The organism is Dolichospermum sp. DET69 (assembly GCA_017355425.1).
Taxonomy (GTDB): Bacteria; Cyanobacteriota; Cyanobacteriia; order Cyanobacteriales; family Nostocaceae; genus Dolichospermum.
This window is the reverse complement of record CP070233.1, coordinates 3,515,245-3,531,979: the sequence shown is the minus strand read 5'-3', so window position 1 is coordinate 3,531,979 and position 16,735 is coordinate 3,515,245. Positions and strand designations below refer to the sequence as shown.

The 16,735-nt window shown below is 36.9% G+C and carries 11 protein-coding genes and 1 pseudogene; 5 read left to right on the top strand and 7 right to left on the bottom strand.

From position 1 onward, the window contains the following. The first annotated feature begins 11 nt into the window (after positions 1-11). The gene (locus EZY12_16100; GenBank protein QSX66339.1) at positions 12-596 is read left to right on the top strand and encodes a hypothetical protein; all 585 of its coding nucleotides are present in this window, start codon (positions 12-14) and stop codon (positions 594-596) included. A gap of 23 nt (positions 597-619) precedes the next feature. On the opposite strand, the gene EZY12_16095 is transcribed toward EZY12_16100, so the two are convergent. From EZY12_16095 to EZY12_16075, 5 genes are all read right to left on the bottom strand, one after another. Continuing rightward, positions 620-1,924, bottom strand: a complete 1,305-nt coding sequence (locus tag EZY12_16095) for a hypothetical protein (protein ID QSX66338.1) — start codon at positions 1,922-1,924, stop codon at positions 620-622. A 14-nt stretch (positions 1,925-1,938) separates the two neighbouring features. After that, positions 1,939-3,150 carry a decarboxylase gene (locus EZY12_16090; protein QSX66337.1) on the bottom strand — a complete coding sequence of 404 codons (1,212 nt, stop codon included), beginning with the start codon at positions 3,148-3,150 and terminating at the stop codon, positions 1,939-1,941. Next, positions 3,120-4,823, bottom strand: a complete 1,704-nt coding sequence (locus tag EZY12_16085) for an asparagine synthase (GenBank protein QSX66336.1) — start codon at positions 4,821-4,823, stop codon at positions 3,120-3,122. The genes EZY12_16090 and EZY12_16085 overlap by 31 nt, the downstream gene beginning before the upstream one ends. 2 nt (positions 4,824-4,825) lie before the next feature. After that, on the bottom strand, positions 4,826-5,446 hold the full coding sequence (locus tag EZY12_16080; GenBank protein ID QSX66335.1) for a DUF3859 domain-containing protein: 621 nt from the start codon (positions 5,444-5,446) through the stop codon (positions 4,826-4,828). A gap of 81 nt (positions 5,447-5,527) precedes the next feature. Continuing rightward, positions 5,528-6,100, bottom strand: coding sequence for a Uma2 family endonuclease (locus EZY12_16075; protein QSX66334.1), 573 nt, complete (start codon positions 6,098-6,100; stop codon positions 5,528-5,530). 230 nt (positions 6,101-6,330) lie between these two features. On the opposite strand from EZY12_16075, the gene bchD reads away from it, so the two are divergent. Continuing rightward, positions 6,331-8,355: a magnesium chelatase ATPase subunit D gene (gene bchD, locus EZY12_16070; protein ID QSX66333.1), complete on the top strand. Its 2,025-nt coding sequence runs from the start codon at positions 6,331-6,333 to the stop codon at positions 8,353-8,355. Positions 8,356-8,928: 573 nt separating this feature from the next. On the opposite strand, the pseudogene EZY12_16065 reads toward bchD, so the two are convergent. Continuing rightward, positions 8,929-9,393, bottom strand: a pseudogene (locus tag EZY12_16065) (TspO protein). A gap of 108 nt (positions 9,394-9,501) precedes the next feature. Between EZY12_16065 and EZY12_16060 the strand changes: the two are divergent. Next, positions 9,502-12,126 carry a DNA polymerase III subunit alpha gene (locus EZY12_16060; GenBank protein ID QSX66332.1) on the top strand — a complete coding sequence of 875 codons (2,625 nt, stop codon included), beginning with the start codon at positions 9,502-9,504 and terminating at the stop codon, positions 12,124-12,126. Between the two features lie 383 nt (positions 12,127-12,509). Here EZY12_16060 and EZY12_16055 read toward each other — a convergent pair whose 3' ends face one another. Continuing rightward, on the bottom strand, positions 12,510-13,079 hold the full coding sequence (locus tag EZY12_16055) for a hypothetical protein (GenBank protein QSX66331.1): 570 nt from the start codon (positions 13,077-13,079) through the stop codon (positions 12,510-12,512). A gap of 149 nt (positions 13,080-13,228) precedes the next feature. Between EZY12_16055 and EZY12_16050 the strand changes: the two genes are divergently transcribed. Further along, the gene (locus EZY12_16050) at positions 13,229-15,403 is read left to right on the top strand and encodes an NERD domain-containing protein (protein ID QSX70698.1); all 2,175 of its coding nucleotides are present in this window, start codon (positions 13,229-13,231) and stop codon (positions 15,401-15,403) included. Positions 15,404-15,868: 465 nt separating this feature from the next. Continuing rightward, positions 15,869-16,645, top strand: coding sequence for a 30S ribosomal protein S2 (gene rpsB, locus EZY12_16045; GenBank protein QSX66330.1), 777 nt, complete (start codon positions 15,869-15,871; stop codon positions 16,643-16,645). Positions 16,646-16,735 lie beyond the last annotated feature (90 nt).

Below are 16,735 nucleotides of genomic sequence, written 5' to 3'. Positions count from 1 at the left end.
TCATAGTAAATATGTTAAAGTTTAATCCTCCAGCAGAACCGGAAAATTTTGATCTAAAAGCACGACAACCAGGTAATAATTGGTTAGAGAAAAATACAGATCCTAAAAAAAGACCAAGAGATTATTGGTCAAATTTCAAAAGTGATTTAGCTGATGGTTTTGGTAATCTTTGCGGTTATAGTGCAATGTATGAACCTGTTGGTACGGTAGATCATTTTTTATCCTGTGATAATCATCGTCATTTAGCTTATGAATGGAGTAATTACCGTTTTGCTTCTGGTTGGATTAATAGTAGTAAAGGAACTCTTGATAAGCAAGTGCTTGACCCATTTGAAGTTGAAGATGATTGGTTTGAAATTTTGTTACCTTCCCTGCAATTAGTAATAACTAATGCAGTACCTATAGAGGAACGCCAAAAAGCTGAATTTACTCTGCAAAGATTACATCTACAGGATGATGAACGAGTTATTCGTCAGCGTCAAGCATGGTATCAAATGTATATTGATGGTGAAATTACCATAACAGGATTAGAAAAGAAAGCTCCATTAATTGCTCGTGCAATTAGAAAACAACAAGCAATTTCTCAGCCAGAATAATCATCAGCAACACCAATTTTTAGTTACCCAAAACTTTCCACCATATAAATATCATTTCCTGAGTTATCCATTAAAATCATACTACTATCATCACTTTCTAAATTAGAACTTCCAGAAATACCACTGCGGAGAACTTGAATTAATCTTTGCGGTGTGAAAGATTCTAATTCGACAAAGTTACCAGCATCTAACCAAGCTAATTCTTCAGAAGTGAAACTTTGACGAATTTCTCTAGCTAATTGTTTGGCTGCGGTGGCTAAATCTGGAGAAGATTGGATAAATACTTCTCGGTTAGTAGCCATAATTTGTCTGGGTAAAAGTCCAATATCAATAATTGTCACATTGCTATTGAGAAACCACCGTTCACTGGTGCGGAGATGATTCACTAAGCTCACACCTTTAGGACTACAATCATGGATAGCATAAACTTTTAAATCAGGGTTACGACGCAGCATTTCCATTGTCGTGTTAAAAATACTTTGAGGATAACCAGTAATGCTGAGAATTGCACAGTTATTTTCAAAATGGAAATTATTAGCAATTAATAATTGTGCAATAGTAGAACTATCACAAACTACTAATCTATCAAAACTGTAAGCAGTGACATCAGGATTTATTAACGCAGGTGCAATTTGTTCTTTTGGTGAAGGGAGAATTTTTTCAGGTATATTATTAATTTGCTCCCAGCGTTTTAACCAATTTTGTAATTGAGTTTGAGAAATCAAAAATTCTTGTCTTAATTTACCAACTCTTCCTAACTGTTGAGTTCCTACGAATAATGAAGACATTCCTATAGTCAAGAAACTGGCAAATAGAACAAATGATTTAAGAACAAACAGACTTGCAAATATTCCGACAACTAAAATCAAAATTCCTAGTCTTTGTAAAGATTTAGCACTAGCTTTGCGACTAGCATTATTGAATTTAGCAGAATTTGTGTTTTTAAACAGATAAATAATTACGCCAATTTGATAAATTAAATTTGCAATTAAAGAAGAATTAGATCCAAATATCCCACTTAAAAAACCACCAACAAAGCCTGTTACCCAAATATTTAAGAAGAAATATGAAAAACCAAATCCTAATGCGTTAAATGATTTGTTTCGCAAACGACTATCTAGAAAGTAAAGTAGTTGTTTGGGTGTAAAAAATAAAGTGTTATTAGCAGAAATATCATTAATAAGTTTAGCAAACATAGGATCTGTAATCTTCACAGTTCCCATGCTTGTAGGTTCAAAAGCAAAAGGATGATTGCATTTAGTACATCTTCCTTGATTTGCTGTTCTGTCTTTTAAATTATTATCAGTTCCGCATTTAATACATTTCATAGTTTTAGGCTCAATTAAAGGATTTGATTGTTAAGTAAAACGCTGTAATCTTCCCGTTTACGAATTAAACGATGTGTACTATTTTCTAGTAACACTTCCGCTGGTTTGGGACGATGTAAAAAATGTGATGACATTGCATAACCATAAGCACCAACATCTAAAATAGCAATAATGTCACCAATTTCTAGAACAGGAAGTTGGCAATTTTTTCCTAAATAGTCGCGTGAGTAAGTTGTATTTCCACAAACATCAGTGAGACAGGTTTCAGAAGTGGGATTTTTCCAAGTAACAATTTCTCGATAACCTCCATGTACAGAAAGAACAGAAATATTAGCAATGGTAGAATCAACACCAATAATTTGTTTTTTTCCTTGCCATTTTACAGAGACAACCTTAGCCAACATAGTAGCACAACCAGCAATAGCAGCACGTCCTGGCTCAATTAGTAAATTAATTTTTCTATCTAAATTATTAATTTTTGTACTTAATTCATCACCAAATAATTTCCAATCAAAAGCCGCACCATTTTGATGATAGGGATAACCAAAACCACCCCCAAAATCTAAATATTGCCAATCTGGTAAATTTTCTGCAATTGCTAAAATCTGATCAATAACATCAGTAAAAGCAGTTGTGGCATTAGTTCCCGTACCACGATAAAAATGTAAACCAGAAATCTTTAAACCCACAGCACTAGTAATAGCAACAGCCTCATCAAAATCAGCCGAAGTCACACCAATGCGACTATCTTCAGAAACATTTAATCGCAAACCAAGATGTAACCCCTCCTCCTTTTTGCTCCTCTGCACCTTTGCATGAGACAAAAAAACCTCAGACAACAACCGCAACTGAGAAATACTATCCAAATTAAGAGTAGTCACACCCCAATTTAAAACCTGTGCCATTTCCTCCCGATTCAAATTACTACCACTATAAATAATATGACTAGGATGAAAACCTGCATTTAAACCCAAATAAATATCACCTGGAGTATTAGCATGAAGTCCCCAACCTGCGGCTTTAAATATTTTCAATAATGCAATATTGCCATTGGTCACACTAGCAAAATGAAACTTGGTGTGGGGATAACGGATAGATTGAGTAATATGTGCAATAGTTTGGCGTAAAAAATCGCTATCATAAACATATATTGGAGAGCCATAAACTTGTAATAACTCTTGTGCAAGTTCTAGTTCTAACTTGGGAATTGTTGGTATTTTTGCCATAACCATCGAGGTATGATAAATGGATGATATAAAGACTTTTTACCTAGTTGAGAACCAAAAACATGATAACGCCAAAGTTGCCACATTGTCAATAACCATAGACTTTCACCAATCCGTCGGCCTTGAATTGCGCCCCCTAATTCACCTGTGACAATTTGTGCAGCAAGATCAGGAATAAAGCAGTTATCCGCATTTAGTATACCAGGATTTAACCAATTACCGATATCATGCCAATAATCATTTAAACACCAAGAGGTTAAGGGAACACCCATACCGCGTTTTTGTCGCCAAACTATTTCTGAAGGTAGCAAATTTTCTACAGCCCGTTTGAGAATATACTTCTCACAAGCACCATGTAGACAGAGTTCACCCGATAGCTGAAAAGTCCATTCTGCTAAAAGTAAATCACAAAAAGGCGATCGCACAGCCAACCCATGAGCAAATCCCAACGCAGTCGCACGCGGATGAATATTTTGCGCTCCTTTTAACATCAAACTGGCACGACGAAGGCGATGTAATAACGAAGGACAAAAACTGCTATCAAGAGCATTTAACAGCCAATCCTGAGCATTTAAACCCTGAATATGAGCATATATTTTCGGCTGATATACCCTTGATTCATAACCCCAAAGACGGTGAAAAGTCCGCAGATATTGTTGAATAAAACTTTCTTCTTGATTAGGGTGTTCAGATTGATAAATACCCGCAGCAATCAAAGGTTTATTAGTCCAACCAGCAAATAATTGATCACCACCTTCACCATTAAAAATCACCTGAGTTTCCCCAGAAGCAACTTGATTCAGGAGATATAAAGGAACTGTCACTCCGTCACCAAAAGGTAAATCTAAGGCTTTGACAGTAGGAATAAGAGCCTTTTTAATCTTACCTGGACTAGCATCAACTTTTACCAAAGGAATATTCAAAAACTGTGCAACTTGTTCCGCATAGGGATATTCAGGGATTCCCACATTCCCGAAATCTAAAGTATAAGCACGAACTTTCACCCCAGCTTCTACCAACAAAGCCGCAACGATAGAAGAATCTAAACCCCCAGAAAGAAACACTCCTACAGGTTCATCTTTTAAATCAGCAATTTGTGTTCGAATAGCATTTTTTAGTAAAACTTGTAATTGAGAAACTGCGGTGTTTTCATCTTGAATTTGTGACTTTGATTCACACCATTGATAAATACTACGAAATTGGGGATTATCAACATTTTCCCAAATAATCTCAGTTCCCGCAGGTACAGAAAACACCTCATTAACAGCAGTGAGAGGATTGGGAACATAAGAAAAACAACTATAACCATATAAACCAGAAATACTAATTTCCGGTTTTTCTATAACCTCTAAAAGTAATTGTAATTGTGAAGCAAACCAAATCACCCCTTTTTGCTGAGTCCAAAATAAAGAAACCCTTCCAAAAGCTTCTCTTCCCAAAATCAACCTATTTGATTCTAACTTTACCCAAACATCAAGATTATCAAAAACCCCCGCAGCAGAAATACCAGCAATCGTATTTTCAGGGAGCGACGGCACAGACTCACAACCAATATAAACAACATCCCAAACAAATTTTTCTTCCTTAACTTCTCTCTTTGTGCCTCTGTGCCTTTGCATGAAAAACTCTTTTTTCTCATCACCCCAATAGCCAATAAAATGATAGGGAAACATAACTATTGCACTATAAAAGGTTCTTCACTAATTTTCCGTCCTTCTAGAAACATTTCGACTTTCCAATTACCCACTGGTGCTGTAGCATTAATAGTATAACGGCAAAATGTATCCCAAATAGAAGTTTTAACTTCACGGGTTTGATAATTATTCTGCTTGACAATTTGACCACTTGGATCAATCCAATTACAAGATAAAGCCAGTTTTTTACCTATAGGTGCATTTTTCAAAGTCACACGGTAAAAAAGTTCTGAATTAGTTTGACGGGAGATATTTTTTAAGTCCCCATTATTTGATTCTAGAGTAATTTTATCCTGTTGTGCAGAAACATTAGCTAGTAAAGAACCTTGTTGCTGATTAAAAAATACTGTTGATCCTATTCCTATAATCACAGCCGCAACTACCCCAAAAGTAATTAATTTGTTACGGCGTTGTTGAACTTCTAAGGCTTGTTTACGTCGAACTTGAATCAATGCTTCATCTAATAATTCAGGTGGTAAATTCAAATCTTGTAAAATCTCTTTAACTTGCTGTTGATCAAGTTCTGCTTCTTGACGTAATTGCAGTCCTTGAACTTCAGCAATTATTTGATTTAATTGTTCTTGGGTTAGTCGCTGGTTCATAATTTATGACATATAAAGTTCAAAAACACCATATCAGAATACCAGATCCCCGACTTCTTAAAGAAGTCGGGGATCTAAATTTCAAGGAAATAGTCTATTCAAATCAAGTTGCAAATCAGAAAAATGTGGTAAAGATATAACTTGATTTGGTAAAATAATTCGCTTACTTCCATACCCAAATATACTTTGTTTATTTTGATATGGTTCACTGTAACATTCCAGGTAATTATCTAATAAATTAAAAATCCAATAATCAGCAATTCCCGCTTTTGCGTAAAGAGGTATTTTCACCTTTTGATCATAATCTATGGAAGAATCTGCAACTTCTATAACTAACAACACATCAGTCCCTTGTGGGTGAGATGATAAATAATTATCATCACGGTTTTTGATAATCGCAAAATCTGGTTCTGGTTCGCTTTTTGGTGGTATGCTGATAGGGGCTTGACATTGCAAAGTTGCCTGATTCCCTATAAGTTTAGGAAGTTGCCGCAATAAGCTTCTTAAACAAGTTTCATGCGCTGTCCCTTTTGATACCATTTCAATAAGTTCTCCATTGATTAATTGAACGTGATCATCTTCATGTAAAAAGCCTATTTCTGTAAGCTTGTGATATTCTTCTAGGGTGAAGCGTTTAGCCTGAATTGTAGTCATATATCTTGCTCCTTTTAGAAATTACCGTTACATAATTATATATTGTAAAAGAAGAAGGCGAATATAATTCGCGCCTACACAGACAAAACCCACCTGCGTGGGTTGAATTTTCCTTAGTCCACCTGCGTGGACTTTGCTTGTGTAGAAGTGATTTCTAATCGCCTTCTAATCGCTGACTAAAATGCGTCATAAATTGCTATGCTAAAATTATAATAACTATTAAGGAAACAATGCCTGCGTCTACTTTTACCCCAACAATGACTGCTTTTCCGTTGGCTGCTGTAGTTGGTCAAGAAGCAATTAAGATAGCCTTGCTGTTGACAGCAGTAGATCCCATTTTGGGGGGTGTGGTAATTGCAGGTCGTCGTGGTACGGCTAAATCTGTGATGGCGCGTGCTATTCACGCTTTATTACCACCAATTGAAGTTGTTAAAAATTCCGTTAGCAACTGTGACCCTGATCATCCAGAAGAATGGGATGATAAACTTTTAGCTGAACAAAGACAGGAGATAGAAACGGAAATTATCCCTGCACCTTTTTTGCAAATTCCTCTAGGTGTGACAGAAGATCGGCTTTTAGGTTCTGTGGATGTGGAACAGTCGGTTAAACAAGGTGATACAATTTTTCAACCGGGGTTACTCGCTACAGCTAACCGAGGTGTGCTGTATGTGGATGAAATCAACTTATTAGATGACCAAATTAGTAACCAACTTTTATCTGTATTATCAGATGGACGTAACCAAATTGAACGGGAAGGAATAAGTTTTCAACATCCTTGCAAACCTTTGTTTATTGCCACTTATAATCCAGAAGAAGGGGCGTTAAGAGAACATTTACTTGATAGAATAGCGATCGCATTATCAGCAGACGGAGTTCTGGGTATAGATCAAAGAGTACAGGCAGTTGAACAAGCGATCGCCTATTCTAAGTCTCCCTCAGAATTTCTCCAACAATACAGCGAAGACATAGACTCCCTCAAAACCCAAATCATCCTGGCCCGGGAATGGTTAAAAGAAGTCACTATTACCCAAGAACAAATTACCTACCTAGTCAATGAAGCCATTCGCGGGGGTGTGGAAGGACATCGTGCAGAACTATTTGCGGTGCGAGTTGCCAAAGCCGCAGCAGCCTTAGAAGGACGCAGTACCGTAACCGCCGAAGATTTACGTCGAGCCGTGGAATTGGTGATAGTTCCCAGAACAACTATAGTGCAGACCCCACCACCAGACCAACCACCACCACCTCCCCCACCACCACAAGAAAATCAAGACGAGTCGGAATCGGAAGAAGAACAAGAAGAAGAAGATAAAGAAGAGAAAGAAGAAGAACAAGAACAGCAAGAACCCCCAGATATTCCTGAAGAATTTATTTTTGATCCAGAAGGGGTAATTCTTGACCCAGAAGTGCTTTATTTTACCCAAATGGCGCAACGTCAAGGTAAATCTGGAAGTCGCAGTATTATCCTCTCAGACGACCGGGGACGGTATATCAAACCGATGATTCCCAAAGGTAAGGCGAGAAGAATAGCCGTAGATGCCACACTTCGAGCCGCAGCCCCGTATCAAAAATCACGCCGCGCCCGACAACCTGATAAAAAAGTAATTGTTGAACAGGGAGATATCCGTTCTAAGCGGTTGGTGAGAAAAGCCGGTGCTTTAATAGTATTCGTTGTTGATGCTTCAGGTTCAATGGCTCTAAATCGGATGCAATCTGCCAAAGGTGCAGTTATGCAGCTTTTAACAGAAGCTTATCAAAATCGGGATCAAGTATCTTTAATACCCTTCCGAGGAGAACAAGCAGAAGTTTTATTACCTCCTACCCGTTCCATTGCTTTAGCCAAAAATCGCTTAGAAAGATTACCTTGTGGTGGTGGTTCACCTCTCGCCCATGGTTTAACTCAAGCGGTGCGTGTGGGGGTAAATGCTCAAATGGGTGGAGATATCGGTCAGGTTGTAATCGTGGCAATTACTGATGGTCGCGGTAATATTCCTTTAGCTCGTTCTTTAGGTGAACCCATCGAACCAGGAGAAAAGCCAGATATCAAAGCCGAATTATTAGATATTGCGGGCAGAATTAGAGCCTCTGGGATGCAGTTGTTGGTAATTGATACAGAGAGTAAGTTTGTATCCACTGGTTTTGCGAAGGAATTGGCTAAGACAGCAGGAGGTAAATATTATCACTTACCTAAAGCCACTGATAAAGCGATCGCGTCCATGACTAGAGGTGCTATAGCAGATATGAAATCATCAAAGTAATCTATTGTCACAATACCTTAGCCATTTTTGTGTAGGTCGGGTTGAGCGAAGAGAAACCCGACGTATTTATTTGTTGAGTTATGGCTTCAAGTCCCTCAACCCAACCTAGAAATCAATGATTTTTTTGATTTGGTTAAGGTATTGTTGTCAGAATCAGGATTTTCAAGATTTAAAGATTAATCGGATCAATAAAGATAGATAATTCAATTTACAGCGGTTCTTGATTGAGTAAGAGGATGTTTTAAAAGTTTTAGGTGTTGATTTTAGGTACTTACTGATTCCCCAACCCCCTCCCCTGACAAGTGTAGGTTTTTTACATTGTCTTGAGGACAAGACTTGGGGGACAAGGCAGACAAGGTGACAAGGGAGGAAAACCGGACAAAGGAATGTATGATTGGTAATAGAACAAACTACAGTTGAGTGTTTTGTGGATAAAATCCCCCTTGTCTACTATCCTTCCTTGTCTTCCTGGTCTTGCCTCTACAGAAAATATTAAAAACCTACACCTGTCAGAACCCCCCCCGCTCTTCGAGAGGGGGCTATAATGTACCTCATAACAGCAGGAAGTGCTGTAAACAAAATTAAAGGTAGAACTAAAAATTGGTGATTTATTTTCTGCCAAATTAATACAGAAGAAATTACCCACAAAACTATAGGAAATGCTAAAGGTGAAGGAGACTATTTTAGTCTGATTACCTGGTCATAAGTTATCCGAGAACGGGTATTATCTAAAAGAGAAAAAATTTGGGAACGGATACTTAATAAACTAAAAAATAATGCAGTCACTAAAGTGCTAAACTAACTGGGAAAAGAAGAGTTTTTATCAATCAAATTTACTAATTTTTCTATTCCCACCGATACAAGAGTAATCACTTCTATTTGCAGGATAGTTCCTAATATATAAACTAAAACTGCCTTGATATCTAGTTCTTGTGTAGCTGCTGATATATTTAGAGACTGTTGTTGATTCTCCGTTTTTACCCCCATCACTATATTGACAAACTGTTCAAGTATGCCATCATTATTGGATTGATTGATAATTAATAAATAGGGAGTAATTTATAGTTGGTCATAATAGGTTATTATATGATATCGTCATAGTAAAAATTGTTAATTTAAAATTACTTTACTCTACCAAATACTAATATGTCATTTGTTCCTTTACATATTCACAGTGATTATAGCTTGCTGGATGGTGCTAGTCAACTACCCGAATTAGTAGATCGAGCGATCGCATTGGGAATGAAAGCGATCGCCCTCACAGATCATGGTGTCATGTATGGTGCAGTTGAACTCATTAAAATCTGCCGCAACAAAAATGTTAAGCCAATAATTGGCAACGAAATGTATATTCTCAATGGTGATATTGAAAAACAAGAACGCCGTCCCAAATATCATCAAGTCGTCTTAGCCAAAAATACTCAAGGTTATAAAAACTTAGTTAAAATTACCACAATTTCCCACCTCAAAGGAGTACAAGGCAAAGGTATTTTTTCTCGTCCATGTATTAATAAAGATCTACTCAAACAATATCGTGAAGGTTTAATAGTAACTAGCGCTTGTTTAGGTGGAGAAATTCCCCAAGCCATTATGAGTAATCGGGCAGATGCAGCTAGAAAAGTTGCTAAATGGTATAAAGATGTATTTGGTGAAGATTTTTATTTAGAAATTCAAGATCATGGTTCTCAAGAAGACCGGATTGTTAATGTAGAAATAGTCAAAATTGCCAGAGAACTAGGAATTAAAATTATTGCTACAAATGATTCCCATTTTATCTCTTGTTTTGACGTAGAAGCCCATGATGCCTTGTTATGTATTCAAACAGGTAAACTGATTAGCGAAGATAAAAGAATGCGGTATAGCGGTACAGAATACCTCAAATCCTCAGAGGAAATGCACCAGCTATTTCGTGATCATTTACCAGATGATATCATTGCTGAAGCGATCGCCACAACCGAGGAAATTGCTGATAAAGTTGAACCTTATCACATCATGGGTGATCCGCAAATTCCTACACCTACAATCCCTTCAGGACATACACCAGATACTTATGCCGAAGAAGTGGCATGGCTGGGACTTCTAGAAAGATTAAATCGTAAATCTCGCAACGAAGTTGATCAAGTCTATAAAGAAAGATTGGAATATGAACTAAAAATGATTCAGCAAATGGGATTTTCTACCTACTTTTTGGTAGTGTGGGACTATATCAAATTTGCACGAGATAATAATATTCCTGTTGGTCCAGGACGGGGTTCTGCGGCTGGTTCATTAGTAGCTTATGCCATGAAAATCACGAATATTGACCCCGTACATCATGGCTTACTATTTGAAAGATTTCTCAATCCTGAACGGAAATCAATGCCAGATATTGATACGGATTTTTGCATTGATCAACGAGACAAAGTGATTGATTATGTTACTAATAAATATGGCGTTGATAGAGTCGCTCAAATTATCACTTTTAACCGTCTTACATCAAAAGCAGTTTTAAAAGATGTCGCTAGAGTATTAGATATTCCCTATGGTGAATCTGATAAAATGGCGAAAATGATTCCAGTCGTCCGGGGTAAACCGACAAAACTCAAAGTGATGATTTCTAATGAAACCCCCGAACCAGAATTTAAAGCCAAATATGATAATGAACCTCATGTAAGACGGTGGCTTGATATGGCCATCCGAATTGAAGGAACTAATAAAACCTTTGGAGTTCATGCTGCCGGTGTCGTTATTTCCGCAGAACCATTAGATGAACTTGTTCCCCTGCAACGGAATAATGACGGTTCTGTAATTACCCAGTATTTCATGGAAGATTTGGAATCATTGGGATTATTAAAAATGGACTTTTTGGGTTTGCGGAACTTAACCCTAATTCAAAAAACCATTGATTTAATTGAACAAAGTAAAGGATATAGAATTGATCCTGATGAAATTACAGGACAAGAAAGAAAAGCACAAAAAATATTATCTAAAGGTGATTATACAAGCTTACCAAAAGATGTTGCTAAAGCCTATTCACTATTAGAAGCAGGTGATTTAGAAGGGATATTTCAATTAGAATCTTCAGGGATGAAACAGATAGTTCGAGATTTGAAACCTTCAAATATTGAAGATATTTCTTCTATTTTAGCACTGTATCGTCCAGGTCCATTAGATGCAGGATTAATTCCTAAATTTATTAATCGTAAACATGGCAGAGAAGAAATTGAATATGATACTCAAATTTTAGAACCAATCTTAAATGAAACCTACGGAATCATGGTTTATCAAGAGCAAATTATGAAAATTGCTCAAGATATGGCTGGTTATAGTTTAGGACAAGCTGATTTACTCCGTCGGGCTATGGGTAAAAAGAAAGTCTCGGAAATGGAGAAACAAAAGCAAAATTTTATTGATGGTTCCGCAAAAAATGGTGTAAAACCCCAAGTTGCAGAACATTTATTTGGGGATATGTTGAAGTTTGCCGAATATTGTTTAAGTTATGAAACGCAAATTTTAACAGTTGAATATGGTTTTTTAGAAATTGGCGAAATTGTCGAAAAACGAATTGAATGTAGTGTGTATACAGTTGATAGTAACGGAACACTTTATACTCAAGCAATTGCCCAATGGCATAATCGGGGACAGCAGGAAGTTTATGAATATTTATTAGAAAATGGGGCAATTATTCGCGCTACAAAAGACCATAAATTCATGACTGAATCAGGGGAAATGTTACCCATTGATGATATTTTTGCCCAGGGATTGGATTTATTACAGGTGAGTCCTATATAATTATTGTCTGAATCAGGATATCCAGGATTTGAGGATTTTCAGGATGTTTATTTGCGTTTGGGTTTTTGGATATTAATTGTCTGAATCAGGATATCCAGGATTTGAGGATTTTCAGGATGTTTATTTGTGTTTGGTTTTGGGGATTTGAGGATTTTAATTGTCAGAATCAGGATATCCAGGATTTAAGGATTTTCAGGATGTTTATTTGCGTTTGGGTTTTTGGGATTTGAGGATGTTTGTGTTTTGAGGATGTTTATAATTTGGGGATTTTTGAACATTATTTGTCATTGCCGATGATTATTGTCTGAAGTTCGAGCTTTAAATGCAAGTTCACATCCTGAAAATCCTCAAATCCTGAAAATCCTGATTCAGACAATTAATATTTAAACTGACAAATAAATCCTCAAATCCTGAAAATCCTGATTCAGACAATTAATATTTAAACTAAAAAATAAATCCTCAACGACAATCCTGAAAATCCTCAAATCCTGAAAATCCTGATTCAGACAATTAATATTTAAACTGACAAATAAATCATCAACGACAATCCTGAAAATCCTCAAATCCTGAAAATCCTGATTCAGACAATTAATATTTAAACTAAAAAATAAATCCTCAACGACAATCCTGAAAATCCTCAAATCCTGAAAATCCTGATTCAGACAATTAATATTTAAACTAAAAAATAAATCCTCAACGACAATCCTGAAAATCCTCAAATCCTGAAAATCCTGATTCAGACAATTAATATTTAAACTGACAAATAAATCATCAACGACAATCCTGAAAATCCTCAAATCCTGAAAATCCTGATTCAGACAATTAATATTTAAACTGACAAATAAATCATCAACGACAATCCTGAAAATCCTCAAATCCTGAAAATCCTGATTCAGACAATTAATATTTAAACTGACAAATAAATCATCAACGACAATCCTGAAAATCCTCAAATCCTGAAAATCCTGATATGGCTAACGCCACGCTCCGCTATCAGACAAGCTTAAATTAGAAACTCAGTATCATCTACCCACAGATAGATATTATAAACTATTAGTAATGGTAGCTTAAAATCCATAACGATTTTATGCGGGTAAAGAAAATGGCTGTAGGCATAGAAGAACAGGGTAGCAAGTTTATCACCACCGAAGCAATCAAAAATCAAGATGGAGAACAGAAAGTTTGGGATGGTTTTCGGAGTGCTTTTGCTGATAAAAACTGTATTGGATATTGGCGTTATCCCATTTTCTCAAAAGCTGGAGAAATTAGAAAAGAGCCAGATATCTTAATAGTTGATAGAGAATTTGGTATAGTTGTAGTTGAAGTAAAATCCATCAGTATTGACCAAATTGCCACTATTAATGGTCAACAATGGCAATTACAAAATAGTGATATCACAGAAATAAATCCCTATCAACAGGCAGAACATCAACTGCGAGCATTAATATCATATAGTGATAGAGAAACCGCACTGTGGCGAAAAGTTAATGGTAGAGCTATAGTTGCATTACCGCAAATTACCGCAGAACAATGGCAGCAAAAAGGATTTGATAAATTACCTGATTGCCCACCAATTATATTTCAAGACCAATTAGGAAAAGTTGGTTTAATTGAACGGATTCAACAAGCTAATATTGTTATTCCTGGAGCAGAGTTAGAAGATAAAGATTGGGAATTATTACTATCAGTTGTAGCCGGAACACCTGTATTGCGTAAACCACCTCGTAATCAAGTTAATACCACTGGAAAAACCCGTTCTAGTGTCATTGATAGTTTACGAGAAAGACTGTATGAAATTGATTTACAACAAGAACATATTGGTAAAGAAATTCCCCCGGGTCCCCAACGGATTCGCGGTATCGCAGGTTCAGGAAAAACCGTTTTACTGTGTCAAAAAGCCGCAAATATGCACCTAAAACATCCAGATTGGGATATTGCTTTAGTATTTTTTACCCGTTCTCTATATGATTTGGTGATTGGGTTACTAGATCAATGGATCAAGCGTTTTAGTTGTGGTGAAATGGAATATAATCCAAAAACTAACTTCAAATTACAAGTATTTCATGCCTGGGGGGCAAAAGAACAACCAGGTTTATATAGAACCATTTGCGAATATCATGGTAAAAGACCAGGAACTGTGCAAAATACCAATGAAAGACAGCCAAATCGCGGTTTAATAGATTTAAGTAAACGGTTATTAGAAGAAATTACTATTGAACCAATGTTTGATGCCATCTTAATTGATGAAGGTCAAGATTTAGTAGCCGAAGATGATTTAAAATATGAAGATAAACAAGCCATTTATTGGTTAGCTTATCAAGCTTTACGACCTGTAAATGTACAAAAGCCAGAAGAAAGACGCTTAATTTGGGCCTATGATGAAGCACAAAGTTTGGATAATTTAGTAGTACCCAAAGCTAAGGAAATATTTGGAGAAAATTTAAGTAATTTATTAAGTAAACAACCTCAGTATTCAGGAGGCATAAAACGTTCCGAAGTTATGAAACGTTGTTACCGAACTCCTGGACAAATTCTCACATCTGCTCATGCTATTGGTATGGGTTTATTGCGTCCAGAAGGAATGTTAACAGGAATTACAAATAAAGATGATTGGCATAGAATTGGTTATGAAGTTAAGGGAGATTTTCGCCGAGTTGGTAAACCCATAACTGTCGAAAGACAGCCGCAATTTTCACCAAATCCTATTCCTGAACTGTGGGGAAAACCTGTTTTAGAATTTGAAACTTATAGTTCTCGTGAAGCAGAAATGAAGGCGTTGTCTGAGAATATTATGCACAATATTGTCCATGACGGACTTAACCCCAGTCGGGATATTTTGGTTTTGGTTTTAGGTTCATCTTATGAAGCAATAGAGTTAGAAACATCTATTGCTAGTTATTTAATGAAACAGGACATTGATGTTTATATTCCTACTGCTTTAAAGTTAAATGATTTAGCTCCCCAATATCCTCATAACGACCCGGATAAATTTTGGTGTGATGGTGGTGTGACGGTATCACGCATTACTCGCGCTAAGGGACATGAAGCAGATATGATTTATGTGGTAGGTTTTGATAATGTGGCGCGAAATGAAAGTGATGTGAATTTCCGCAATCAGTTATTTGTGGCTTTAACTAGGGCGCGAGGTTGGGCGAATTTAAGCGGTGTTGGTAGTTATCCTATGTATGAGGAAATGCGAAAGGTAATTGCTAGTGGGGAGAGTTTTACTTTTACCTATAAACGTCCACCAAAACGGGATATTGGGGATAATGAGTAAGAGCGGTTAGAAACTGCAACTAAACAAGCAAAATCCACAAATGTGGGTTTTAAAGGCTTAATTTTTCCTTATATAGCGGTTATCGTCCGGATGCAATACAATCGAGAGGGGGGGGAAACCCCTACAGGTTTTGAAATTTAATCACTGTATTTCATTCAAGTGCATACCGCTATATTACAATTACAGATATACCCACTTCTATGCCTGTAATTAAAATCAATAAGTAAGCGAACAAAAAAATCAAAGGTGTATAAAGATAAGTAAATACAGAAAAACACATATTAGACCTGTCCATAAAAGATAATTTCCCAAAAAATCCCGGTTCACGGGAAAACTGAATATATTTATGTTACCCTAGTACAGTTGTCTAAAATCCGCACATCTAGGAATTCGGGTGTTTCATGAATTCAAGAATTTAAGAAATGCACCTAGGTGGAGGTTTAACCCGAATAGGAGTAACAAAATATGCCAGTAGTTTCCTTGGCTCAAATGATGGAGTCAGGTGTTCACTTTGGTCACCAGACCAGACGTTGGAACCCCAAAATGGCTCCTTATATCTACACCTCACGAAATGGTGTACATATTATTGACTTGGTACAAACAGCCCAGTTAATGGATAACGCATATAACTATATGCGAACCCAATCAGAGCAAGGTAAAAAATTCCTGTTTGTTGGTACTAAGCGCCAAGCAGCCGGAATTATTGCCCAAGAAGCCCTCCGTTGCGGTTCTCACTACATTAACCAACGTTGGTTGGGTGGAATGCTCACCAACTGGGCAACCATTAAAACCAGAGCCGAACGTCTCAAAGATTTAGAACGGAGAGAAGAAACCGGCGCACTAGATTTATTACCCAAGAAAGAAGCTTCTATGCTCCGTCGAGAAATGACGAAGCTACAGAAATACTTGGGTGGTATTAAAAACATGAAGAAAGTTCCCGATATTGTGGTCATTGTTGACCAGAAGCGGGAATATAACGCAGTTCAAGAATGCGAAAAATTGGGTATTCCTATTGTTTCCATGTTGGATACAAACTGTGACCCAGACGTTGTAGATATTCCTATCCCAGCCAACGACGACGCAATTAGATCCATTAAGCTAATTGTCGGTAAATTGGCAGATGCTATCTATGAAGGCCGTCATGGTCAGCTAGAAGCGGAAGAAGATTACGACGATTACGCTGACGAAGATTACGAATATGATGAAAGTGATACCACTGAATCATCAGGTGAAGAAGCATAAGCATCTGTAATCAGCATTAAGTCAGTAACCCAGCCCCAAAGGGACTGGGCTTGCAAGAGTAATCAAGCAAGCCGTGCTGGACCACCCTGA